This is a genomic window from Paenibacillus sp. BIC5C1 (genome assembly GCF_032399705.1).
GTDB classification, from domain to species: Bacteria; Bacillota; Bacilli; order Paenibacillales; family Paenibacillaceae; genus Paenibacillus; species Paenibacillus taichungensis_A.
The window spans coordinates 4,486,638-4,512,291 of sequence record NZ_CP135922.1 but is presented as its reverse complement, the minus strand read 5'-3'; the positions used below and the strand labels follow the sequence as shown (position 1 = coordinate 4,512,291).

Annotated in this window: 23 protein-coding genes; 19 read left to right on the top strand and 4 right to left on the bottom strand. The window is 45.9% G+C overall.

The window, feature by feature from the left end:
* Positions 1 to 120: 120 nt before the first annotated feature.
* Complete coding sequence (locus RS891_RS19980) at positions 121 to 273, bottom strand: DUF1540 domain-containing protein (protein WP_072733378.1); 153 nt, start codon at positions 271 to 273, stop codon at positions 121 to 123.
* A gap of 364 nt (positions 274 to 637) precedes the next feature.
* On the opposite strand from RS891_RS19980, the gene RS891_RS19975 reads away from it, so the two are divergent.
* Positions 638 to 1,450, top strand: coding sequence for an AAA family ATPase (locus tag RS891_RS19975; protein WP_315792995.1), 813 nt, complete (start codon positions 638 to 640; stop codon positions 1,448 to 1,450).
* A gap of 159 nt (positions 1,451 to 1,609) precedes the next feature.
* Here the strand turns inward: RS891_RS19975 and RS891_RS19970 are convergent, their stop codons facing one another.
* Together RS891_RS19970 and RS891_RS19965 are read right to left on the bottom strand one after the other, a co-directional pair.
* The gene (locus RS891_RS19970; RefSeq protein ID WP_315792994.1) at positions 1,610 to 3,073 is read right to left on the bottom strand and encodes a HAMP domain-containing sensor histidine kinase; all 1,464 of its coding nucleotides are present in this window, start codon (positions 3,071 to 3,073) and stop codon (positions 1,610 to 1,612) included.
* Positions 3,058 to 3,744 carry a response regulator transcription factor gene (locus RS891_RS19965; protein ID WP_315792993.1) on the bottom strand — a complete coding sequence of 229 codons (687 nt, stop codon included), beginning with the start codon at positions 3,742 to 3,744 and terminating at the stop codon, positions 3,058 to 3,060. The genes RS891_RS19970 and RS891_RS19965 overlap by 16 nt, the downstream gene beginning before the upstream one ends.
* Positions 3,745 to 3,934: 190 nt before the next feature.
* Between RS891_RS19965 and RS891_RS19960 the strand changes: the two genes are divergently transcribed.
* The 16 genes from RS891_RS19960 (at position 3,935) to RS891_RS19885 (ending at position 23,220) form a co-directional block, all read left to right on the top strand.
* Positions 3,935 to 4,654, top strand: coding sequence for a YceI family protein (locus RS891_RS19960; RefSeq protein ID WP_113052015.1), 720 nt, complete (start codon positions 3,935 to 3,937; stop codon positions 4,652 to 4,654).
* A 315-nt stretch (positions 4,655 to 4,969) separates the two neighbouring features.
* Positions 4,970 to 9,322: a glycosyl hydrolase 53 family protein gene (locus RS891_RS19955; protein ID WP_315792992.1), complete on the top strand. Its 4,353-nt coding sequence runs from the start codon at positions 4,970 to 4,972 to the stop codon at positions 9,320 to 9,322.
* Between the two features lie 156 nt (positions 9,323 to 9,478).
* Positions 9,479 to 10,495 (top strand): iron-hydroxamate ABC transporter substrate-binding protein, encoded by a 1,017-nt coding sequence (locus RS891_RS19950; RefSeq protein ID WP_315792991.1) that lies wholly within the window; start codon positions 9,479 to 9,481, stop codon positions 10,493 to 10,495.
* Positions 10,496 to 10,748: 253 nt separating this feature from the next.
* Positions 10,749 to 11,789, top strand: a complete 1,041-nt coding sequence (locus RS891_RS19945) for an SPFH domain-containing protein (RefSeq protein ID WP_315792990.1) — start codon at positions 10,749 to 10,751, stop codon at positions 11,787 to 11,789.
* Positions 11,786 to 12,889, top strand: a complete 1,104-nt coding sequence (locus RS891_RS19940; RefSeq protein ID WP_181586480.1) for a diacylglycerol kinase catalytic domain-containing protein — start codon at positions 11,786 to 11,788, stop codon at positions 12,887 to 12,889. Before RS891_RS19945 ends, RS891_RS19940 begins: the two co-directional genes overlap by 4 nt.
* Before the next feature lie 81 nt (positions 12,890 to 12,970).
* On the top strand, positions 12,971 to 13,684 hold the full coding sequence (locus tag RS891_RS19935; RefSeq protein ID WP_315792989.1) for a response regulator transcription factor: 714 nt from the start codon (positions 12,971 to 12,973) through the stop codon (positions 13,682 to 13,684).
* The gene (locus RS891_RS19930) at positions 13,681 to 14,673 is read left to right on the top strand and encodes a sensor histidine kinase (RefSeq protein WP_315792988.1); all 993 of its coding nucleotides are present in this window, start codon (positions 13,681 to 13,683) and stop codon (positions 14,671 to 14,673) included. Before RS891_RS19935 ends, RS891_RS19930 begins: the two co-directional genes overlap by 4 nt.
* A 173-nt stretch (positions 14,674 to 14,846) precedes the next feature.
* Positions 14,847 to 15,617 carry an ABC transporter ATP-binding protein gene (locus RS891_RS19925; protein WP_113052021.1) on the top strand — a complete coding sequence of 257 codons (771 nt, stop codon included), beginning with the start codon at positions 14,847 to 14,849 and terminating at the stop codon, positions 15,615 to 15,617.
* Positions 15,592 to 17,541: an FtsX-like permease family protein gene (locus tag RS891_RS19920; protein WP_315792987.1), complete on the top strand. Its 1,950-nt coding sequence runs from the start codon at positions 15,592 to 15,594 to the stop codon at positions 17,539 to 17,541. Before RS891_RS19925 ends, RS891_RS19920 begins: the two co-directional genes overlap by 26 nt.
* Before the next feature lie 105 nt (positions 17,542 to 17,646).
* Positions 17,647 to 18,378, top strand: a complete 732-nt coding sequence (locus RS891_RS19915) for a ZIP family metal transporter (protein ID WP_113052023.1) — start codon at positions 17,647 to 17,649, stop codon at positions 18,376 to 18,378.
* 187 nt (positions 18,379 to 18,565) lie between these two features.
* On the top strand, positions 18,566 to 19,174 hold the full coding sequence (locus RS891_RS19910; protein ID WP_315792986.1) for a hypothetical protein: 609 nt from the start codon (positions 18,566 to 18,568) through the stop codon (positions 19,172 to 19,174).
* A gap of 34 nt (positions 19,175 to 19,208) precedes the next feature.
* Complete coding sequence (locus RS891_RS19905; protein ID WP_113052025.1) at positions 19,209 to 19,862, top strand: hypothetical protein; 654 nt, start codon at positions 19,209 to 19,211, stop codon at positions 19,860 to 19,862.
* Entirely contained in the window at positions 19,859 to 20,416 is a 558-nt protein-coding gene (locus RS891_RS19900) for a hypothetical protein (protein WP_113052026.1), read from the top strand. Before RS891_RS19905 ends, RS891_RS19900 begins: the two co-directional genes overlap by 4 nt.
* Before the next feature lie 78 nt (positions 20,417 to 20,494).
* The gene (locus tag RS891_RS19895) at positions 20,495 to 21,172 is read left to right on the top strand and encodes a hypothetical protein (protein ID WP_315792985.1); all 678 of its coding nucleotides are present in this window, start codon (positions 20,495 to 20,497) and stop codon (positions 21,170 to 21,172) included.
* A 3-nt stretch (positions 21,173 to 21,175) separates the two neighbouring features.
* Complete coding sequence (locus tag RS891_RS19890) at positions 21,176 to 22,477, top strand: hypothetical protein (RefSeq protein ID WP_315792984.1); 1,302 nt, start codon at positions 21,176 to 21,178, stop codon at positions 22,475 to 22,477.
* Positions 22,478 to 22,608: 131 nt separating this feature from the next.
* Entirely contained in the window at positions 22,609 to 23,220 is a 612-nt protein-coding gene (locus RS891_RS19885; protein ID WP_315792983.1) for an SMI1/KNR4 family protein, read from the top strand.
* A 97-nt stretch (positions 23,221 to 23,317) separates the two neighbouring features.
* On the opposite strand, the gene RS891_RS19880 is transcribed toward RS891_RS19885, so the two are convergent.
* Positions 23,318 to 23,620: a hypothetical protein gene (locus tag RS891_RS19880; RefSeq protein WP_146752104.1), complete on the bottom strand. Its 303-nt coding sequence runs from the start codon at positions 23,618 to 23,620 to the stop codon at positions 23,318 to 23,320.
* A gap of 104 nt (positions 23,621 to 23,724) precedes the next feature.
* Between RS891_RS19880 and RS891_RS19875 the strand changes: the two genes are divergently transcribed.
* On the top strand, positions 23,725 to 24,729 hold the full coding sequence (locus tag RS891_RS19875) for a leucine-rich repeat domain-containing protein (RefSeq protein ID WP_315792982.1): 1,005 nt from the start codon (positions 23,725 to 23,727) through the stop codon (positions 24,727 to 24,729).
* 201 nt (positions 24,730 to 24,930) lie between these two features.
* Positions 24,931 to 25,635 (top strand): cupin domain-containing protein, encoded by a 705-nt coding sequence (locus tag RS891_RS19870; protein WP_113052031.1) that lies wholly within the window; start codon positions 24,931 to 24,933, stop codon positions 25,633 to 25,635.
* Positions 25,636 to 25,654: the final 19 nt, after the last annotated feature.

Below are 25,654 nucleotides of genomic sequence, written 5' to 3'. Positions count from 1 at the left end.
CATGAAGAGAAGGGAGTTCAGGTTTTGTTGAAAAGAGCTTGATAATAATTATCATTCTTGTTACAATAGAAAAAGAAAAAGGAACCACGAGGGCTCCTTTAACTTGTACAATTTGAATTTTTATTTTACTTCAAATGTTTTGCAATCCGTTTCAGCGGATTCACTTACTTTTTTGGAACTGTGACTCACGATGTAGATTGAAGATGCGTTGCATTTGTTCTCTTGAGCCCAGTGACGACATGAATTAACCTCACATAATACGTCTTTTGCCATGATTGATAACCTCGCTTTGATTGGATTACATTCGTTGGTATAAAAAACATCCGGAAATGGCAAGTTGCCGCTTGCAAATCTGGAAAAATTTTGTGCTCTCTCGAGTAAAAAGAGGGCTTTTTTGCATTATACACAACGATGCATATTTAGAATAGCAAATTTTACTGCCTCTTGCAACAAATTGGACGAGACCTTGAGCAAAATGATGGACAAGTCACTGAAACTTTGCAAAGAGGTCGTATTATGATATGATTTAATAGTAATAATTACGATTAAACAATCGTTAACTTTATGTATGAGATTGAATCAATAGGATTTAACTTGGATGATCTCTTGAGACATAGAAGAAGGAGAACGATCAACGATGAGCAAAACCAACCATATAAATCGGATACCCCGAGCGAAAGGCATCGATATGGCCGCTTTTTATTCACCGAAAGAGTGTGGAAGCAAGGCAAAGCATATTGTATTCTCTGCAGACAATGAACGGGTTGTGGAGGAGTTTATTACCATTCTCGGTATGAAAGATCAGTTTGCAGAACATGATGTGCCAATGCCGAACAAAATGGTAATGTTTGGTCCTCCGGGTACAGGCAAAACCTTAACGGCTTTCCATCTTGCACACCGACTTCAGCTTCCGCTTGTCCTTGTAAGACTCGATGCTATTATTCATAGCCACCTAGGGGAGACGGGAAGCAATGTCCGTAAATTATTTGAATATGCACGGGCTAATCCCTGTGTGCTATTTCTAGATGAATTTGATGCCGTAGGTCGTACACGTGAAAGTAATGATGAGGTTAAAGAAATGGCTCGTGTCGTCAATACATTGTTGCAGTGTCTTGATGAATTTGATGGTGACAGCATTCTGGTTGCCGCTACGAATCTGGAGACACAGCTGGATCATGCGATATGGCGGCGATTTGATACCAAAATGACTTATGGGATGCCGGATGACTCGAGCCGTAGATTGTATATTAGCAAGCTGATGGGGCAGTTTGCGCAGGAGAGCCGACTGGAAGAATTCACGTGTGAACGCCTCACAGGATGCAGTTATGCGGATGTAGAGCAGATTGTCTTGAAGGCTAAGCGAAAAGCCATTATTGCCAGCAGCCCATTACATGAGCAATTCATTAATGACGCTTATGCAGAATATATGCCGCGGGTACTGACCACATAGCATGTATATGAATATCAGCGACCACTGTCACATAATGAATAGCCCGGTTCCTATGAAGGAATGTCGGGCTATTCAATATTTCAGCAAACTACATAGACCGTTTGTTTTTGATTCTTTGGCAGATGAAGTAAGACCATTTATGAAAATGCATGCATTGAATTAGGCGTTAGCCGTTGCGCGGTAAGGTGGTTCAATCTCTGTTTTTTCAAGACTAGACCATCGTGGCAAAGTTAAGGTGAAAAGGCTGCCTTCAGGACTGCTGGAGGTCAGGGATAAATCCCCTCCCTGAGCTCGAGCAAGCAAACGGCTATAGGTCAGTCCCAGACCTAGCCCGCGGGTACGGCGTTTTTTGATCTCGCCACGGTAAAAACGTTCGAAGATCTTGGGTTGATCTTCTTTTGTGATACCCGTACCGTTATCCTGCACATCAACAAACAAGTTTTCCGCCTCGGTGCGCAGACGGATATTAAAGATGGCAGCTTGGTCGGAAGCGGCTGCTTGCAGTCCGTTATTAAGCAGGTTGACAATAATCTGCTGAATCCGAAGTGTATCACCGATGGTATAGAGGGTACCCGAAGGTGTGTGCAATTCAATCTCGGGAGACTTGTCCTCATAAGCAATTTTCCACTGATAGATAATCTCATCCACCAGCAAATTCAAATCTATGCGTTCCCGACGAACAGCAACACTTCCAGCGCTCATCGCATTGTAATCCAGCAGATCAGCGACCATACGTTCCATTCGTTCGGATTCTTTGAGTGCGATGTCCAGGAATTCCTTTGCTTCCTCCGGACTGACGATATCGTCCCGGACAGCCATCACGAGTCCTTTAATGGACGTTACCGGTGTTTTCAATTCATGGGTTACCCCAGCAAGTGACAGGGCACGCCATTCCTCCAATTGCTGCAAACGGATGGACATCTCGCGAAAAGATTCAACGAGTTCATTCATCTCCCGTTCCCGTGTGTTCAGATCCAAATTGACTTCATAATTTCCGTTTCGAATCTGCTCTGCGGCATGGGCGACCTGACGAATAGGCCTGGAGAGCTTGCGGGACAGGAGGTAGATTGTAAACCAACCACACAGAATTAAAGCAACGAACAGGATGCATACCACAAGCATCGTTTCCGGATTGTATGCAATGGATTTTTTGGACTGCATGACCCACACTTTACCAAGCGTCTGATCGTCATCTGTGACATTGACCGTCACCCCGGCGAATTTTTTGTTTCTTGGTTCACGTAGGTCATCAGACAGCCGATTATATACATCTTGCTGCGTCATTTTTGGTTTGGAATAGATCAATTGATTATTGTTGTCGAGCACCATAATACAAAAGTAATTATCTGTATTGAAAAGCTTGGTTCGCTTGTCCACGAGTCTGTCGAGATCCGGGGGAATATGCAGTTTGTTATCCGCTCCTGTTACCTTTTCGGCAATTTCCAGCCCTAGCAGCTGGGCCGTTTTGAGACCTTTTTCAATGGAAGTAGTTCTGATCCAGTAAAGTGCCCCTGCAACAATAATGGTGAAACCAATACAGAGGATTAGAAAATATCGAAGTGTCCAGTAGGACAGAATGGATGTTTTACGTTTGGTTGTATTTCGTTTTAGTTGGCGATCCAAAATTGATACCCCATTCCCCGTAAAGTCCGGATTTCTCCCGTTTCAGGCAGCCAGTGGGATAACGCCTGACGCAGCCGTTTGATCGACAGGTCCACAGCCCGGTCACTTCCGTCATAGTCCATGCCCCATACCTGTTCAATCAGATGGTCCCGGGTGAATGTGCGGTTGGGGTATTCCGATAGAAACAGGAGCAGTGACAAATCACGTGGTGTGAGTGCAACCTCGGCACCGTTCAAAAGTACCTGTTTGGCAGCCAGATCAATGACCAGATTGCCAAAATATCGTTTGCCTTCACCTTCAGCTGTCCAGTGTGGATTGCGGCGAAGCACAGCATTGACTCTGGCGACTACTTCCTCGGGCACAAAGGGTTTGCTCATATAATCGTCAGCACCGGCATTCAGCCCGTTAAGACGGTCCTGAATATCATCCAGTGCGGTTAACATGATGACGGGACAAGCACTTTTTTCGCGGATGATTCGTAGCAGATCCCAACCGTCCATTCCGGGCAGCATCACATCCAGCAAGACCAAGGAAGGCACATCCGAATCAAATAAAGTTAGGGCAGTGGGTCCATCCGCTGCATGACGAACGTCGAATCCCGCTTTTCGAAGATAGGCAGCCAGCACACGGCCAATGGCTTGTTCATCTTCGACGATGAGTATGGATTTCAAGAAAGTGTCTCCTTTCACTTCAGAAGCTTGTGTACTGATTTTACATGAGCGGAAGCACAAAGCCAATCATGCAATTATTTTCAGAAAAAAATGCGTTACACGTCATCTCTTGACGTCATCCTGACACATTGGGCTGGTAAGATGCTGATAAATAACCAACTTATACAGTTACCCATTGGAGGAAATAGAGATGAATAAAAAGACAAAAACATGGATGATCTCAGGTGCGGCAGCAATCGTCATTCTTGGAGGCGGAGGGTACTATTTCGCGAACAGTTACCTGGGCAACAACGTTGAGATTGAACAGGTACTTCCTGCCAGCACTGCAGCGTCCACAACGGAAGCCGGATCGGACAGTGGTACAAGTGTATCCAACGTTGCAGCAGGAGCAGAGCAATTGAATGGAGACTGGAGCATTAGCGAAGGTTCGAAAGTATATTTTTCGGTAACGACATCCCGGGAAACGGTCAATTTTGCGGACGAGCAGGTTAGTGGAAACTTGACCCTTAATGTAGACGATGCATCCCAGATGAAAGCGGATGGACAGATCGAGATGAGTGACATTGATTCAGGCAATAGCCAGCGGGATGGACATGTGAAAGAAGCTGATTTCTTCGATGTTTCCACCCATCCACAAGCTACATTTACGGCTAACTCATTTGAAGGTGTACCAACGGAATGGGCGACAGGACAGACCGTAGACTTTAAAATGAACGGCACCCTAACGGTAAAAGGCATTGAGAAAGAGGTTGCGTTTGACGTAAAAGCCGCTTATGAAAATGACCAGGTACTGTTGTCCGCCACAACGATGGTGACCTTTGAAGATTTTGGTATGGAGAATCCACATTCGGTGGTCCTTTCTACAGAAAATGACATTCAGGTTCAACTGGAGCTGAAGCTCAGCAAGTAAGTTTCTCGGCATGATTGAATATAAGTGATGCTAAAATTCCATAAAGTGTAGACCGAAATTCTACTTATTCATACTTTTAGTAACAGACAGAATCTGTTCCAATCCGCCCGTGTGGCGGAGGGGGCAGATTTTTTCTGTGAAGAATGGAAATCGATCCACGGCGAGCAAGGAATTACCAAGCATTCAGTTAAAATAACTGCTGTTTCCTTGGCATAATACCGTGTCCTCGTTTGATATAAAGCGCTTACAATGATAATGATTTACAACATTCATTGTTCAACTTGAACCAAACAAACGATAAGGGGGAGATCAAGCGTGCACAAAAGATACATAAGCGGCTGTCTCGTATTACTGATGTTGTTCTGTGATTTGGGTCTGGCAGTTCGGCCCGCAGCGGCAGCGGCGAAAGTAAATGTTGCGCTGAATAAGGCGGTTACGGTCAGCTCAGAGGATCTACAATGGGAGGGCTATAAAGAAAAAGCGGTGGATGGTAATGGAGATACAAAATGGAGTGCGAATAGTCCTACTTCAGTAGATCAACCGCATTGGCTGACGGTAAACTTGGGAGCTTCATACAACCTTTCCGGTGCGGAACTAACGTGGAAGGATGCAAACGAGGTTGTGAAGTTTTTGGTGGAGGTTTCTGAGGACGGAAATACTTGGACATCTGTGGCAGATCATTCTGCCAACGATAAAGCGGAATCACAGGTCATTCTGGATTTCCAGGCTGAAGCGGTCCAGTACGTAAAAGTCACAATTCCTTATTATGCGGGTACCGACTGGTGGCCAGGCATTTCTGAGCTTCAAATCTGGGGAGAGGAAGAGGTACGGAATCCGGCAGACATCGTGAATTACGATCCGGTCAACGTGTCTACCGTAAGTCGTACTGCTCCTATTCTGCCAGCAAAAGTCACTGCACATTATCAGAATGGGAAATCGGGCCTTGTCCCGGTTGCATGGGAGGAAATTAATCCTTCACAATATGCATCAGCCGGCAGCTTTACCGTTACAGGTGATGTATATGGGGCTCCCATTCAACCTGAAGCTACCGTTACAATAGAAGGATACCGCAGTGATTTTGTCAGAGGGGTGGATATTTCCACGTTAACGGCCATTGAGGATAATGGAGGTTATTATCTGGACAGCAATGGAGCTGAGCGCGATCTGCTCGATATTCTAAAAGACCGTGGCGTGAACTATGTGCGGCTTCGTCTGTGGAATGATCCACAGAAATCCAATGGGTACAACGACAAGAAAGATGTGATTCGTCTTGCCCAGCGGGTAAAAGAGAAAGGCATGAAAATCCTGCTCGACTTCCATTATTCCGATGAATGGGCGCATCCCGGTCAGCAGCTTCGTCCGAAGGCTTGGGAAAATCTCTCGTTCGAGGACTTGAAGACGGCGGTGTATGATTACACGCGTGAAGTGGTAGGCGAGATGAAGGAAGCGGGCGCGATGCCAGACATGGTACAGATCGGTAACGAAATCAACAGTGGCGTGTTAAACGGATTGAAGAGTAATGTCAACTTTGATGAAAACGTTGCCTTACTTCAGCGAGGAGTGGATGGCGTTCGCGCGATTCAAGGTGGAGATCAGGTTCAAATCATGATCCATCTGGCTGAGGGGGGCAAAGCCGATACATTTGACTGGTATTTCGGCGAATTGCAGAAACGTCATTTGGAGTATGATATTATCGGCCTGTCCTATTATCCATTCTGGCACGGAACATTCGCAGATGTGCGCAAAACGATGAATGAGGTATCCGCGAAATATGGAAAAGAAGTCATTATTGCTGAGACGTCATATCCATTCTCGTATAAAAACGGGGATGCTCACGGCAATATTATTGGCAACCCGGAAACGCTGAATGTGGGAGGTGCTACCTTCCCGGCAACCGTACAGGGACAATATGATGCCATTGCGGGCATTATGGACATGATCTCACAAGTTCCGGATCAGAAGGGAGCGGGATTCTTCTATTGGGAGCCTGCATGGATTGCAGCCAATGTAGGCTGGATTGCTTCCGAGGGAGACGCATGGGAGAATCACGCCATGTTCGATTATGACGAATATCCGGCGAATGGCGGTTACTCGTATGAAGGGCGTGCTCTGCCTTCGCTGGACGTGTACAAACGTGGCCTGGAGATTCTGCCTGCAGATCGGAAAGAGTTGTCAGCAGCCATTACACATGCAAAGGCGCTGAAATCCAGTGATTTCACTTCTGAAAGTTGGACCACACTTGCTCCAGCCATTGCAGCAGCCGAGAATACGTACAAATTGGCTTATACATCTAGTGGTGTGACACAACAGGATACAGACGCTGCGACTGCCGCTCTTAATGAGGTTATGGAGCAGCTTGATGTTATAGCGGCGAATCGAAACGCTCTTGAGGCAATCATTGCCGAAGCCAAAACATATAAACAAGCAGATTGGTCTGCTGCAACATGGGCTGTTCTGACCAAGGCTCTTACTCGTGCAGAACAGGTTATGACAGACCCAAGAGCTACCCAGACCGAGGTGAACACTGCAACAAAACAAGTGGAAGCAGCCATCCATCGTTTGTCCAATGTAGACAAAACTGAGCTGACACAGTTTATCGGTGAAACCCAGCAGTTGACCGAATCTTCGTATACTCAGCGAAGCTGGGCAAACCTGAAAGCGGCATTGTTATCAGCAATCACGGTCAGAGACAAGCAGAATGCCATACAATCGGAAGTGCAGGAAGCTCTGACTATACTGCAAAAAGCGAATAACAACCTTGTTTTGCTGGAGGCATTAACAACAGGCAAGACAGCTACTGCATCAAGCAGTGCAGGTACAGGTGGTGGAGAAGCTAACTCGCCTGGGGGAGCGATTGACAGTAATCCTAATACTTCATGGGGGACAGATCAGAGCGTAGGTAGCTGGTGGCAAGTGGATCTGGGGGCAACCGCTGTGATCCGTAAGCTGGAAATGTCCATGTGGAGTGGAGGCATTAAATACAAGATCGAAGTGTCCAAAGATAACGAGAATTTTGTCAAAATTGTAGATACAACGAGTGATGTGGTTGTATCCACCAGTCCAAGACATATCCTGCTCGCAGGCACGGAGGCGCGTTATATTCGACTGACCATTACCGCAGGTTCTGAGTGGGTAGGCTTTATGGATTTTGAAGCTTACGGGGTGTTCCCGGCAGACAAATCTGCCCTGGAGACTACAGTGAATTCCGCTGGGCAGCTGCATCAAAGTGATTACACGGCCGCAAGCTGGAATGGGTTTGCACAGGCACTGTCGTTTGCCCGCTTACTCATGGATGATGCAGAAGCCAGTGCACAGGAAATCAGTGCTGCGGATAATGCCTTGAAAGAGGCGGTTAGTCAGCTTGTACGGCAAGAGTCGACCCCGGGTCAGCCGTCACAGCCTGGTCAACCTGCGCAGCCTTCCACGCCTGGGTCTTCGCAGAATCCTTCTGTAAAGCCGCTTGTTGAATCGGGCAGTCCAGGAGAGAGTGGTTCCATTACACTCAAAGGTACAAGTACGGGTGCGGGCACCTATGTGATTCAACCTGATATGAAGCAGTTATCTCAAACGATTAACGGAATGGGAGCAGGGAGCAAAAAGCTCACCTTGATTGCAGATGTTCCTAAGGATACTAAGGCTGTGTCCTTTCAACTCAACGCAAACCAACTTCAGGAATGGGCACGTACTCAGGCATTACAGTCGCTTGAACTGACCATGAAGCAGACATCTGTCCGTATCCCACTAGGTTTATTGAAGGATACTGGTAGTGAAGATAGGGCTACGCTGGATGTCATTCTGGCCGAAGACTCTACAGCCAATCTGTCAGAAGTGCAAAAGAAAGCCATCGGTAACCGCAATGTGGTCAGTGTGGATCTGCTGTTAAACGGAGAGCCGTTACAGTGGACTGATAGATCCATTGAAATCGCGATGTCGAATGTTCAAAATCCCAATGCAGAGGACGTTGTGCTGGTTATCCAATCCCTTTTGCCAAACGGTGAAATGAAACCAGTAACCTTTACTCAATATGATGAAATGACCCAAAGTCTGGCTTTCAAGCCGCTTCAAGCAGGTCGTTTCGTGGTTACTGAAGTACAGGTGCCGTTGAATGACTTACAATCCCACTCCTGGGCCATTAAAGAGGTTCAGAATCTGTATGGCAAAGGAATCATTTCAGGCATGACAAATACCCAATTCAGCCCGCAAGGAGAACTGACACGTGCACAATTTCTGCAAATGATCATGAAGGGGATTGGCGAATCACGCTTGCCGGAACCGTCCACTTTGACTCCAATGGATGTTAAGAATGGTCAGTGGTATTCAGATTCCGTACGCCTTGGTCTGGAGATGGGAATCGTGCAAGGCCGAGCAGATGGATCGTTTGCAGCAACTGAACGTATTACCCGTGAGGACATGGCCGTGATGTTAAACCGTGCGATACAGGTCATGAAGCAGAACACCAGTGCAGCCGTTGATTCTTCATCAGATGGTATCGAATTCAATGACAACGCAGATATCGCTGAATATGCAAAACAAGCTGTTGCAGCGATGCAGGAGCAAGGCCTGCTTCAAGGAATGGCAGATGGATCGTTTGCGCCTAAACTGCATGCTAATCGTGCACAGGGTGCAGTCGCTGTAGCCAGAATGATGGAGCAGATTTATAAATTCTAAGTGTATATATGATATAGGGATCGGGTCTTTCTGCTCGATCCCTATGTTTATACATTCAACAAAATGGTAGACAGTAAGTAATCAATTCTGCTATGATTCCAATGATAATGATTACCATTATCACAAAAGCACTGAATTATAGGGGGCATCATGTTTATGTTTAAATCCAAATCGATTCTTTCCATTTGCACGTTATTTATTGTGTTTGCGCTAGTTCTTGCGGGCTGCGGAAATGCAGGAAAGACAACGGATGAAACGGGGAGCGGATCAGGGCAGACGACTGAGAATCAGGAATCCACTGGAACCGATACGGCTCAGAATGAATCAACGGAAAGTGAAACACGCGAGTATCAGACGGATAAAGGGATGGTTACCATTCCTGCACATCCGAAACGCATCGTGACCGATTACTACGGGGGCGAAATTCTGTCTGTAGGTGGTAATCTGATTGGTGTGGAGCCGAGTGCCTTCGATAATCCGTTTATTAAGGACAAGCTGAAAGACACCACAGACGTGGGTTATCCGGTTAACGTGGAGAAGACGCTGGAATTACAGCCTGACTTGATCGTTGTCATGTATGATGATAACTACGAGGAACTGTCCAAAATTGCACCAACCGTGCATATCCCATATGGTACAGCGACAGATATCTACAAGACAGTTGAGCTGTTTGGTGATTTGATTGGTCAACCGGAGCAGGCGAAGGCGTTCATTGCCGATTATGAGGAAAAGGCGGCAGCAGGACGCGAGAAGCTGAAAGGCATCGTGGACGAAAATACGACCGTAGGATTATACGAATTGACGGACAAAGGAGATCTGTGGATCTTTGGCGACAACGCAGGCCGGGGCGGACAAGTGGTATACAATGCTTTGAAGCTGAAAATGCCGAGCAAGGTGAGCAAAGACAATCAGACCGTGCAGCTATCGCTTGAAGTACTGCCGGAATACGCTACCGATTACATGTTCATGACGGTGTACGATCCTGAGAAAAAAGGCGAAGCGCTGAAGGAATTCAAACAGTCCAAAGTATGGAATGGTCTGAATGCGGTGAAGAATCACCGATTCTTCGAGAATGATTTTGACACATTCTATCGATATGATCCGATCGCCATTACAGCGCAGATTGATTTGTTTGTTGATCTGATCTTGAAGAGCGCTGAACAAAATAAATAAATGATGAACGTTGATTAACAACGTGGTGACTCCTAATGTTAGGCTAGCGCCTCTCAAATCTAACCCATTATGAGTTGTCATTACTGACTATAATTATAGAAAATCGACCTATCTCAAGGCTTTTGCCTAAGGTAGGTCTTTTTTTGATGTCAAAAGCAAAAAAAGTTGTTAATGTCATATTGACAATATCAAATTCATTTGTTATCATTTCGATAATATCAAAACGACAATATTAAGAAATGGGGAATGAGCAATGTTTGGATTCCGATTCGTGAAGTTTCAACCCAGTGAGTACGTAATGAAAGTGAAGAATGGGCAGGTGCAACGTCAAGGTGTGGGTTTGTCCTTCTACTATTATGAGCCGACGACATCGGTGGTGGTTCTGCCTGTATCTTCGGTGGATGTGCCCTTTATGTTCGAAGAAATAACAGCCGATTATCAAACCGTTACGGTTCAGGGTCAACTGAGCTATCGTATCGTTGATTATATGAAAATCACCCAAAGCTTGAACTACACGTACAATTTGCGCAAAAACAGATATATCTCCGACGATCCTGGCAAATTGGATCAACGTGTAATTACGACCGCCAAGGTGTTAACCAAAAAACATCTGGAGCAAATGCCCCTGAAGGAAGCAATCCAATCGAGTGAACGGCTGGCCAGCAGCATGAAACGGGAAGTGGTGCAGAGTGAGGAACTGGAGAAATTGGGTGTAGAGCTGATGAGTCTGTCCATTCTGGCCATTTTGCCCAATAAAGAGACGATGCGCGCACTGGAAGCACAAGCGCGGGAAGAGATTTTACGCCAGGCCGACGAAGCACTTTATGTACGTCGCAATGCATCCATTGAACAGGAGCGGATAGTGAAGGAGAATGAACTGAATACGGAAATTGCCGTGGAGACGAAAAAACAGCAGATTCGAGAAACGCAACTACATGCCGAGCGTTCGGTGAAACAGAAACAAAATGAGATGGAACAGGAACAGCTTCAATTCAATACGGCGATGGAGGAACGGAAACAACAGCTCATTGAATTAACGATTGCCAATCAGAACGCCGAAGCTGATGCCAAAGCCTATGAAATTGCTGCTGTGATGAACTCGTTACAACAGGTGGAGCCTAGTGTGCTACAGGCGATGGCTAACATGGGTATGAACTCGGATAAACTGATTGCCCTTGCATTCCAGGAGATGGCTGAGAATGCCGGGAAAATTGGACAGCTTAACATTTCGCCGGATCTGCTGCAAGGACTGATGAATCCACCGACAAGAGAACAGGGAGGTCGGGCACGATGAGACTTGGGAAGGCAAGCCAGACTGTAACCACACACACTGCGGGAAGAGAACCAATGACCGAATACAAGTTGATTCTAGTCAAACGCAGAACGAGGCTGGAAGAATTGGTGGTCCGCTATAACACAGTCCAACAGGCCCAGTTCTATATTGAACGTCTGGGAGCTGACTTCAGTGATTACCTGGAGGAAGACAGACGTTATTATCATTCCGTGCAGCAGGCCCAGCTGCAGCTTAGCCAACTGGGCCGGGTTCAGACGATTGATCGGGAACATGTACCCAACTTTATTTTTGGAGCGCAAGATATTGTGGTAGTGATTGGGCAAGACGGACTTGTTGCCAATACGCTTAAGTACGTAACCGAGCAGCCGCTCATTGGTGTAAATCCTGATCCGATGCGTTGGGATGGGGTACTGCTGCCATTTACTGTGGAGGATCTGAGCTTCATTATACCTGATGTGATTCGTAAACGTCGCTCGCTGAAAGAAGTGACTCTGGCCAAAGTGGAGCTGAATGATGGGCAGTATCTCTATGGCGTCAACGATCTTTTCATTGGCCGAAAGACGCATGTATCTGCTCGTTACGAAGTTCGTATGGGTTCATCGGTAGAACAACAATCCTCCAGCGGAGTGATTGTATCCACGGGAATGGGATCGACTGGCTGGTTCAAAAGTGTGCTAGCAGGTGCTGCCGGAGTCGTGGGCTCGGAAGCGTGGCAGCACATCCAATCGGGTGAAGCGTTCATCCCCAATAGAGATAGCATAAGCTCTCATTCAAACTCAAACTCTAAAGGAAAAGGTTATTCAGAAGCACATACCGCGGTTACAGCGTCTGCACAGGGAAGCATGAGTAGCATGAATCACTTCGGCTGGGATGCACCTTATCTATATTTTACAGTACGTGAACCTTTCCCCAGCCGGACGACTGCAGCCAATCTGGTGTTCGGACAGATTCATCCGAACCAGCCTTTGCAGGTTGTCTCCCAGATGCCGGAGGACGGTGTTATTTTCAGTGACGGGGTAGAACAGGACTTTCTCGAATTTAATTCCGGAGTGGAAGCAACTATTGGCTTGGCAGAGAAACGTGGACGTTTGGTGGTCTAATCCTTTATTTCCAATCCGTTTTTGACTAGAATGGTAAACTAGATGTAGAGAATATGTCAGGGAACGGAAAGAAGGTTGACGATGCAATCCATATTATTGGTTGAAGATGATGCGAAGCTCGCCGGACTGCTGGCGGCATATCTGATCCGAAACGGTTTTCAAGTGCAGATTGTGACAGATTTCCGTCATGTTTTGGATGAATTCATGCAGATCGGCCCGGATTTGGTATTAATGGATGTGAATCTGCCTCAGTTTGATGGCTACTACTGGTGCAGACAGATCCGTTCGCATTCCATATGTCCCTTTCTATTTATTTCGGCTCGTGACAGTGGCATGGATCAGGTTATGGCGCTGGAACATGGTGCGGATGATTATATTACGAAGCCTTTCCAATATGAGGTCGTACTTGCTAAAGTTCGTAGCCATCTGCGTAGAGCATATGGGATGTATGCAGCTGTTCAACCAGAAATGAAAGTGAAAAATGGCTCTATGCTACTGTACCCCGAAAGATATGTGCTGGAGTTCGATGGTCGTTCCGTGGAGCTGACACAGAAGGAATCCATATTGGTTGAAGCGCTGATGGCCAAGGCAGGTCGGGTAGTAGGCCGGGAACGTTTACTTGAACTGATGTGGGAAGATCAGCATTTTATTGATGATAATACGTTGAATGTGTACATTACACGTGTTCGCCGCAAGCTGAAGGATCTGGGGGCTGAAGAAGTTTTGGAAACCGTTCGCGGAGCGGGCTACCGATTGCTTGATTTGGAGTCACCTGTCCAAGAGGACCGTCAATGAAACTGTTCTTAAGAGATCAGCTACCCCTCATCGGATTTTATTTGCTGCAAATGCTGCTTGTCCCATGTGTATATTGGCTTTCAGGTGAGGATCGCCCCATGAGAATTGTTTTTTATGGCATGTTTTTGAGTACAGTGGTATTGCTCGTTTATCTGACCGTGCGTTATTTCCAACTCCATCCATATTACCGCGTGCTCCAGCAGCCACAACGGCTGGTACAGGAGCCTTTCCAATCACTCGGTAATGCCCCTGTGGCTAATTCTTTACAGGAATTGATGCATGAACTGGAGCGTAACCGTCAGAATGAGATGGGTCAATTGCGTATTCATAGTGAGCAGCAGGTTGTATTTATGAACCGTTGGGTCCATCAGATGAAGACCCCCTTGTCCATTATTCAGTTGACCCTGGAAGATGTGGATGATGATAAAACGGCAGGCAGCATACAGGATGAGCTGGATAAAATGCGCAAAGGGTTGGAAATGGTACTTCATTCTTCACGCCTGGAACAGTTCGAAGGGGATTTTCGCGTAGAGCTTCTGTCTCTACCCGAGGTGGTTCGAAGCAGCGTAGCCGAGAATCGACGTTTGTTTATTCGCAGAGGAATTACGCCGGATATCCGAATGGACAACGAGCTTCAAGTCTATAGTGACTCCAAATGGCTGCGGTTCATGTTTACCCAGATTTTGACCAATGCCGTCAATTACTCAGATAGCAAAGCAGGTAAAAAAGTCATGATTACTGGCTATGTTGAGGAAGAACGAATCGTATTAGATATTCAGGATCAGGGTATCGGCATATCGGCTGAAGATATTCAACGTGTGTTTAATCCTTACTTCACCGGAGAACGGGGAAGACAGTATCATGAATCTACGGGTATGGGACTGTATCTGGTCCGTGAGATCAGTAGCCGTTTGGGTAACCAGATTGAATTGTTCTCCAAGCCGGATGAAGGAACATTGGTCCGATTCAGCTGGATCAATCGAAAATAGAGGTGCTTTGCCTATGGGTGAGGTGCTTTTTTTTATGGAATAGGAAGAAGGGGGAACATAACCTTAAACGCTTTGTAAGGAAAGTTTAAGGTTAATCGATAGCAGGGCTGTAGGAGGTCGTTTAGGATAAGGATATGAAAACAAAGCATAGTTTAGTTGGAGGGGAAACACCTATGGAAATGTTGCAAGTTTCGGCACTAAACAAAGTGTATCAGGGCAAAGTGCAGACTCAAGCCCTTAGTGATATTCATCTGACCATCAAGCAGGGTGAATTTGTAGGGATTATGGGACCATCGGGCAGTGGGAAAACGACGTTGCTCAATATGGTCTCGACCATTGATGAGCCAAGTTCAGGCAAGGTGATGATTAATGGCATGAATCCGTTTGATATGAAAAAGAAAGAACTCGCCATGTTCCGACGCCGGGAACTCGGGTTTGTATTTCAGGATTTTAATCTGCTCGATACCTTGACCGTTGCTGAAAATATAGTACTCCCGTTGACGCTGGACAAGGTCAAGCTGAAGGAGATGGAGAGCAGACTCGATCGGATTACCACTCACCTTGGAATTGATCACATTCTGGATAAACGCGTTTATGAAATCTCGGGCGGACAGCGGCAGCGTACAGCCATTGCCAGGGCCATGATTAATATGCCATCCATCGTACTTGCCGATGAACCGACAGGTGCACTGGACTCCACGTCATCTCAAGCGGTAATGGAATCACTTGAACAGATCAACCAGCAAGAGAAAACAACGATTATGTTGGTCACACATGATCCACTTGCCGCAAGTTATTGCCATCGAATTGTGTTTATCAAGGATGGCAAGCTCGCAGCCGAGGTGCATCGTGGTGATAACCGCCAGACGTTTTTTCAACGGATTATTGATACATTATCCTTCTGGGGAGGGAATTCGCATGAGCTTTCCTCAGTTCGCCTTTAACAACATTCGCCGGAACGGGCGAGCGTACATTGCCTTTTTCCTAAGCAGTGCATTTATGGTCATGATATTCTTCGCGTATGCGATGTTTATCTACCATCCGTTTGTTGAGAAATTGCCAATTGGCAAGACCACCGCAGCGGGAATGCAGGTTGCCTCCGTCATCGTATACGTTTTCGCGATCTTCTTCGTTATGTATTCCATTAGTGCTTTTCTGAAATCACGGAACAAGGAGTTCGGTATTCTAACCATCTTGGGCGCAGAACCGGGACAGATTCGAAGACTGGTCATTCTGGAAAATATGTTTATCGGATGTCTGTCCATTGTGGCTGGAATAGGTGGAGGTATGTTATTATCCAAGCTGTTCCTCATGTTAACCACCCGATTTATCGGTATGGAAGATCTGCCTTTTTATTTCCCTGTGAAGGCCATGTTGATTACGGTGATTGCTTTTTTAGTACTGTTCTTTTGCATTTCTCTATTCACACTGGTCTTTATCGGAAATAAGCGGACATTGGAGCTGCTAACGGGTACGAACAAACCCAAAAAGGAACCTAAAGCATCTTGGGTATTCTCTATTCTTGGGCTTGCGCTTCTGGCTACGGGATTCATTGTGCTTTACGGCAGTTTGTCGGGTGAGAGCATTCTGATCGCTGCTGTGACAGGCATTGCCGGTACGTATTTTTTCTATTCGCAGCTTTCCGTGCTGGCCATTCGTCTGTTGAAGCGTAATCGCAAACGGGTGTGGCATGGTACACGCTTGCTGTGGATTTCCGAGATGAGTTATAAAATAAAAGATAACGCACGCATGCTGTTTATGGTGACGGTAGTTATTGCGATTGCTTCCATGAGTGCAGTAGTCATTTTGTCTCTGGATCAACAGAATCGACAAGTATTTAGAGATAACCAGTTTCCGATTCGTTATAACGTGTACAGTGCATCGGAAGAGCCTAACATGGCACCCGTCAATGAGGTTCTTGATGCTGCGGGTCTTCAATATCAGGAAGCTTATCTGGAATATTTTTGGACAAGTACGGATGACAATGGCATCAGTGTGATGTCTATAAGTGATTTCAACCAGTTCAACACAATCCAGAACAAACCGATATATACTCTCGCAGATCATGACAGTATATTCATTGATTCACGCAATGCGGAGAAGCCACGACACGAAGAAAGATTTCGTGCTTATGCCAAGGGTGATCAGTTAACGTTGGCTATGAATTCAGGGCCTGTTACACTCGATATTAAATACACTGAAATTGAACCGGAATTCTACGGGCTTCTGTATACCTCAGCCCTAGTTATTGTAAGTGATAAAGAGTTTAAGGCTCTTGCCGGACAATTGGACAAAGATGCTGTTTCCGGTAAATATCTTTATCATATCCCTTCATGGGGGGGATCAGTGCCTGGTCGGCAATCATCGGAAGTGATGGTGAGCGATCGTTTGGAGGGCATGGATGAGATCATTAGAAATAACTCTAATGATAAAGACTTTTCCGGCTTTTTCACGACGCGATATGCCGATTTCGAAGCATTCAGACAGACAACGGCACTTTTTACCTTTTTGGGGATATTCATTGGACTGATTTTCTCCATCTCTTCAGCCAGTTTTCTGTATTTCAGACTGCATACGGATCTGGAGGCAGATGGGAAAATGGTGCACTCTCTCTCGAAAATGGGGCTTAGCTTTCAAGAGATGAAACGATCATCGACGATCCAGATTGCCATTCTTTTTTTCTTCCCGATTCTGATCTCAATTTTTGAAACGCTCGTTGTTGTTAAGCCGTTTCTGACTGAATTCGGTATTACGAATTATACTGTTCCGGTATTAACCGTATTTGGTGCATTTCTGCTGGCACAGACCTTCTATTTCTTCGTCATTCGTTCAAGATATATATCTTCACTACGCAAAATGATGGTTTAGAGTTAGCGGTTTTTTATTAACCTGGTCATGTCCCCTGTTTTTGTTGTCTATGCTCCGGTTAATGGAGTGATAGATCATATATGAACATGAGAGGGGTCATCCCGGATGTGGACTGCATTCATGTGGGGCGGCATCTCCGCCTCGGCTGTTGTCATAGGAGCACTTGCTGCGCTGTTTCTAAAAATTCCGAAACGAGTTATTGGCTGGATCATGGCTTTTGGTACAGGGACCCTGATTGGTGCAGCCGCATTTGAATTAATTGGGGATGCGCTCAATGATGGGGGGATTGTGCCGACGGCGATTGGATTTACCTCTGGGGCCGTAGTGTACACGCTGTTCGATTTGCTCATTTCCAGTAAAGGGGGAGCGGGGCGCAAGCGTTCGGAAAAGGCCGGGAACGGAGATTCCAGCCAGAGCGGACTTGGCATATTTGCAGGGACGGTCATGGATGCCATTCCCGAATCAATCATGTTGGGGGCCAGTCTGCTCGCCGGGAACGGTGTCAGTGTGGTGTTGGTTGTTTCTATCTTTGTCAGCAATATTCCTGAAGGCCTGTCCAGTACGGTTGGATTACAACACAATAAATACTCCCGCTCCAGGATTATCCTCATGTGGCTGGGTGTACTGATCATCTCTGCACTTGCTGCATTGGGAGGATATATGTTCCTGGAGCAGCTCCCCGATGAGATGGCCGCGGCTATTGGGGCATTTGCCGGAGGAGGCATTATTGCGATGATCTGCTCCACCATGATGCCGGAAGCGTTCGAAGAAGGTGGGCCGGTAGTGGGTTTTATCGCTTCCATGGGATTGCTTGTATCCCTTTTGCTTGACCTTTGATTCATTCAGTTTAATAGGGGAAAGAGTACCTTTCAGATGATGATCTGGAGTAAGGTGCTCTTTTTTACGTTATGTTTTCTTGTGCTAATCCCTGGAGTTACATATAATTTTAGGTAGAACAACTGGGAAATGTTGAGTGATTGCTTTTAGCGATTGTCATCATGCAGGGAAAAGGCAGGGACTGAAAATGAAACGTTTCGAGGATGAAGGGGCTTATAAATACAGCTTCTACGCTGTTCTTCACCGGGGAGAGCAGATCGATGTGAAATGTAAACCATGCGGCGGGCACGCCTTTATTGTCACTGAAGAAGATCATCTAGCATGGAAATGTTCGCAATGTTACGCTCATGGAATTCAAGAGACAGAGTATCAGTACAATGCCAAGAGCAATTGCATCCGGTGTGAGCGCTGGTTCAATGTTGAAGTGACGGATGAGAAAAAGATAAATCACAAATCGTCACATATCGAATGCCCGCACTGCGGGACAATTAATGAGGTCGAATTACATAAAAAGCCAGCATACCGAGGGTATTATCCCGATATACGGGATGGGCGCGACCCTGTTTTTGATATGGAATTGTATTTTCTGGACGATGTCAGAGGTAAGGTGGTATGGGCTGTTAATCGGGAGCATTTAAACTATCTGATTTCATATATTTCGGCTGATTTGCGCGTGAAACCTGGAAATGCACCTTTGAAGACGGCTTCACATTCCATCCCCGCTTATATTAAGAACGCCAAGAACAGGGAGCTGGTTGTCCGCACATTGACCAAACTTCAGCATAAAACTGAATAAACCAGCAGAACGCGAGTCGTAAAGGAGGATGATCATGAAATTCCGTTTAAAGATTACGATATTTGCTGTGATAATAGGCGTATTACTCATTCCAACCTATTTCATTTTACAGACGTATGGTGTGTTTCAAAAAGAGAAGGTACTCTCTGATTATGCTCTTGCTGTCGACGTGAATGGCAAATCCTATGAAGCTTGGCCACTCATCAACAGTTTCGCTGCCATGGATAAAGAGGAGGACAACAGGCAGTTATATTATCGGGTAGATATGAATCATATTCAATATCTTTTTCACATCGCTTATCAGGAGTTTGATGTTCGACCGAATGAAGATAATCCCTATCTGGCGGGTACAGTAAGCTATCATTCCACACAAAATGAATATGTAAAATCCGAAAAGCAATATACCAATGCCAAAGATTTTACAACGGTGTTGAATTTTTATAATAAGGACAAAGAGGTGATTTATACTTATCAAAATACTGGAAAAGGCGATGGACAGCTGGTCCAATCCATCATTCATCAGGGGATGAGTCGTTCTAGCAATGGAGGCAGCGAAGCTGCTCGTGATCCTTATATCAACATTACGGCTTTGTTCCATGATAAGTTAGACATCGATGTGAAGCTGGAAGTGGATGAAGAACATAAAGTTGTAACCATTCGAATGAATAAAGCGGAGGCGAGATCATGAATTTATTTGGTGTACATAAAGGACCTACATATTTGGAAGGTTTGGTTCGGGAGATTTCAGATGCTCAGACTCATGAAATTGAATGGAAATGCAAGTTGCAAACGAGCGATGGTCATGACAAGTTCCATATCTTTTATTATGGTGACTTAACCGAAGATGATCTGATAACCTGGCATGATTCGACACCACTCATCGTATATGCGGAGCATACCTTAACAGGAGAGCGTTACTTACTCATAGATTCAGCCAAGCACGGTTATGATGCCATGTTGTGTGAGACATATCCGGAGGAAGAATTGAATAACAGGTCGCTACGCCCATACCTGGACGTCGAAGGAGAAGACATATTTGAAGTACAGTTATCTGCCTTTTACAACGTGCCGTGGGATGAAGAGTTCGGAGAAGATGTGGATGAAGACGGAACCTACGAATTAATTACGGGAGAGCGCATGGATTTTGAGCTGGTGAAACGTGATGGCTATGATGCATTTGCCATTAGCATTGTAAACCGCAAGGGTGTACTAACCGAGATTGTGCAGGAAGAACTGGCTTAGCTTTAACCTGTTTGAATTACGGACTGACTGAATGAAATGAAATGTCGTGATTGAACGAGACGATCGTAGGGAGATGTCGTGAATGTATATAGTAACTCGTGCGTTGAAGCCCGTACCGGCGAAGGAACATACACGGGCTGGATGAATGTACAGCGGCCGGATTATGAGGTATTGAAACCTTTTGCTGAATATGATTTTTGGATGCACACGGAGGATACACCGGTTACTCAGGTTCAGCTACAGGAGTGTATCAGTATCGGCAGTTCGGTGGATGGTGATTTCCTGGCCATTCATCCAGATGTGAAGGGGTTGTTATGGCTCCCTCGTCATGATGAGCATATTGTCCTGTGGACGTGCTCTGAAGCAGACTTTGGAGAGACTTTGGACCGGATCTATTGCGGATATTACCATCAGGATAAACCGCTGACTCCGGCGTATTTTGAACCCTGGAACGAAGTGCGAAACCACACGTTCTATCACTTGGTTAACGTTGAGCGGGAAGGCTCCATGAAAGCACTGGCCGATTTGTGTAAGAGTAAATTCAAGTGGGATGCAGTGATGGAAAATGAGTACACATGTAAGCTTTTTATGCTCTCCATGGGCGGATATTTACGTTTTAATTATGCGAATGGCAGAGAAATTGCCCTTTTCTACGAAGAGATGCATGGGACAGAAGGTGCGAGGGATCACGAACTGGATCAATTTTTGCGGGAACATCACTGTACAGTCATCAATAGAGGCGGAGTGGAGGAATAACAATTGAATTGGTTGAAAGAAAATATTGCAGAAACGTGGCGAAGTGAAGGCAAACGATACGCAAAAGATGTCAATGCATTTGTACGCAGAGGCATGGCAGGAGAGCAACAGGATGAATCGGAGCTTGCGGAGGATGCCAGAACGCAGATCAGCACTGAAGTGTGGGAGATGGTGGAGCAAGCCAATCTTCAAGGGGATTTGGAACGGCTCCGGCTTGAACTGCCTGCTGCAACATGGCCAATGAACGAACATTTTCAATCTGCCATGCAGGCCGTTCGGGTAGTAGGTTATCTGAACACAGAAACAATAGTATTCACAACTGGCACCTTCACGGAGAATGGCTGTGTATATACGGCTGATCCAAACGGATGTTTGCCATTCTCTCATTATTCCTTCGCAGGTTGTTCGTCAGACGGTGTAGATTATGCGCTGGCCGGATCGGAAGGTATTCGCATCATCAGACAACCAGATCGTCAACTGGAAGGAAAAGAGCTTGCGGTGTATCGCTGGGAAGATATTCAATCCAGTATTCAGAAGGCTTTGCCACGCATTGAATCCCTTGCTGACTGTGAGCATCCGGAACGTACACTTGAAGGACTTATTCCATTCAATGATGGGAGATCGGTTCTTATCTTCTCCAATTATGGAATCTACCTGGTGGAGCAAGATCAGGTATCCCTGCTGCACCCGGATCTTGCAGAGATCGAAGAATACGAGTTGGAAGATACACAGATTGATATGGGTCATGCAGCAGTCTCACGTGACGGCCGCTGGATTGCCTACGGCAGCCAGGTGAGCAACCATATGGTTCTGGATCGAGAACAGAATAAGACGTATTCGCTTTATCCTGAATCCAGCTATCCTCATTATGCGGTATTCACCGCAGACAGCTTGAAGGTATGGTTTAATGCCTGTCATTTTTATAATGGCGCTACAATACAAGTTCAGCTGGAAATGATCGATGGTAATGAGAGTAAGGAAGATTGGCCAGTAATGGATGAGAGTGCCCGTGTTTACGCTGCAGTAGAATTGGATGCAGGTATAGTGCTTGGTGACGCGTACGGCTATTTATATTGTGTGAATGGTGATGGGCAGGAAGTGTGGAGACATTTTGTAGGCAGCACCATCTATTCCTTGGCGAGCTCTCCTGACCAGTCCAAACTTGCAGTGGGTACGTTCGGTGGCATGCTGCATATTCTCGATCTGCACTCTGATCAGATGGATGAGTATGCCATAGGCACAGGCACCCTCCGTGAAATTGAGCGCTTCGTGTTATGGCGTGGAGAAGAACCTTTACGTTGGTGAACACCAATGATTGAAGATTGGGTAAGGTACTAAGGTCCTGATCGAAGGCGGAGGGGAAGAAGAGGCGTTCTGGGGATATCAGGAATATGTGCGGGAACGGGTAGAACCGAGTTGAAAAGGGAGGCATGTGTATGACATCTGAGATGAACGCGAAATGGAATGATTTGTTTAATGCGTTGAATGAGCTCCTGAACGAAAAAATCCAAGATGATGAAATTCGGCAGTTATACGAGGGATATCTGCATCGGGAGGGTGTCTCCGAGCACAGCCTAACCGCATTAGAAACGGAGTATGGCGTCCGGTTGCCGGAGGATTTTCGTACCTTCTATAAGCTTAAGGATGGCAGTGGTTATGCATTTCATATCTTGTATCCGGGTGATGCGGAAGCAGAGGAATGTAATCCCTTTTATCTAATGTCATTGAAGGAAATTCAGGAAACCAAACAATACTTCTGTGAAGTGGATGAGAAGTTGGACGAGTATTATTCTGCGGAAGAGATTAGCAAACTGGACCCGGAGATTAAACCCTATTTATTCCATAAAGCGTGGATTCCTTTTGCAACGATGGCAGGAGGCTCCCTGTATTTAATGCTTGATTTTGATCCGACAGAGAAAGGAACCTACGGGCAAGTGATTATGTATGTGCATGATCCGGACTTTGTCTATTATGTGTCTGAGACGTTCACTGATTTGCTGGAAGTGTCCAACCGTAATCTGAAGATTATGGATGAGATTGAGTATTGAGCAGGTTGAATCTGTTCAACAGAAGCACATTATTGGATGTATTAAAAGAAAGTTAAACAAAGACAGGAGCTGCCCGTGCAGCTCCTGCATTGCTATTTTACCATTCGAAGAAACGATGGCCGTGGAAACCTCCTCCATGCGGTCCACCAGGACCCCCGGGTCCTCCATGCGGTCCGCCCGGATAACCGCCTCCAGGGAATGGACCGTGTGGACCTCCCGGGTAACCGCCATGCCATCCTGGGCCTCCGATATGTCCGATGGGGAAGGGCAGCGGAAACGGTACGATGGGTGGATAGGGATATGGATAAGGGTAGGGGTATGGATAGGGTGGGGGTGGATAATAAGGGTAAGGATAACCCGCTGTTGGGGGGATAGAAACTGGACCAGGTCCGTATGCCATGATGCATGCCTCCAGTGTTTAATTGATGATATTAGCCTATGCTGCGATGCAATGGAGTGATACAAGATGGATTAGAACGTGGTAAGGGTGAAAGGGGATATGATTTGGTAGCTGTATCGTTTCATACTGATCCAAGAGGCTCTGCCTATGAACAGTTAATTGATGAGTTGATTGTGAAAACAAATCTTTTTTTGCTGGTGGACAGACGAAGGTACAATGACGACGAAGTACCAGGGGTTTCAAAAGTATTACGGAAACTGAAGCCTTACCTTATTGAAAGCTGCACGATGGAAGAAATGATGATGCAAAGTGGTGCCATGTATTCAAAGGGAGTTTATTACATATATCGCTGCACACCGGAATCAGGGCAGATCCTTAAGGAAGTAGCAAATCGTTTTCAAGACTGGTTGTATCCATTATTGCCGGATGATCTTTGTTTTTTGAAAGAGGATGGAAGTGATTATTTCTTCTCCGTGGTACATGAGGAGATTTACGGAATGAAGATTACGCAAGCAGAAGCAATTGAGCTGATGGAGCGGATACCTGGCTTGTTTTTTAGGCTGGACAGGCATCGTGAATTTGAACGTTATCTGGACGATGCAATCAGACATCAGACGGATGTTCTCCAGATCAGCTCCTATCATCTGACCGAGATTCCTGAACGATTTCGTGAATTGACACATGTGAAGAAACTTGAGATTTTTGAGCAGGATATATTTAGGCTTCCTCCGGCTTTGTTTGAACTGAAAACGCTGGAAGAACTGGAGATTATGACGGCGGATCTGGAAGGCATTCCGAAGGGGATCAGCCAACTAAAGCAGTTACAAAGGCTCACAGTTTGTTGTGGAAGTTCGCATCATGTGGTGCCGGGGTGGAGACCGAAGCCCAAGTCAGAGCTCTGTTTTGATTCCCTTCCTGAGGAAATCGGAGAACTGACTGAATTAGTGAGTTTAAACATTAGTTATTCTGGCATACGCGAGCTTCCTCCTGAGCTGGAGAGGCTGGAGAAGCTGCGTTATCTGGGTGTGACGAATAGCTTAATTGAAGAGACTCCTGAATTTGTGTCACGGATGACTTGGTTGCAGCATGTGGACTTGTCCAGTACATGAATAGGCATCAGTTCGGAAGAGATTTTGCCAAAAAAAGATGATGAATAACAACAAACCAATCCTGACCAGGCTTCCTGTGTCAGGATTGGTTTGTTCTGTAAATGTATCTTCCTCAGAAATGGGCTCACGCGTAGAAGCCCAGAGCATATGCTGGCGTATAGGTTATCACCTAAACCGAGAGCGAAGGGCAGGCGTTTTATTTTGGCAACTTCCTATATGGACTATACCTTACCAACCACTCAATTTACATTTGATGTGAACCAGAATCCTTTCTTCAAAAAAGACGGAAACAACTATATTAACTTTCTCTCCATTCATCAATTAAACACATTGGGAAACGTATCCTTGTTGGACATTTTTCTTAGCACAGGTAATGTGGTTGAACCTCATATTCATCAGAATGCATCCGAGCTGGTGTATTGCATCAGTGGTTCCGCCGTCGTTTCCCTCATCAATCCGTTTACTAATGAGTTGTTAAACTTTACGATTACCCCGGGGCAAGTAGCGAATGTTCCGCAAGGCTGGTGGCACTATGAAATTGCAACAGTAGATCAGACCCATCTGCTGGCTATTTTCGATGCCCCTGTTCCTGAAGCTATATTTGGTTCGGATATTTTACGACTGACGCCTGCGAGTGTTCTGGCCCATACGTATTGTTTAGATGAGAACAAGGTGAAGGAAACGCTTGCTCCAATTCAAAAAACGGTAATCGTTGGTCCGCCTGTGGACTGTGTTACTCAAGTTTCCCCGGCTTCTAATATGCCGCACCCAAATAGCCAGCCTAACGCGCAACCGTATGTAAATCGCCTTCCATATTGGGGAACATGGGTTGATCCCCGTATTATTCATGAACCTGGCTGTCCGTATTATACAGAACCTCCTGTGAACACGAATAATCAAGGGTAAGTCATAGATGTAAGGCTTA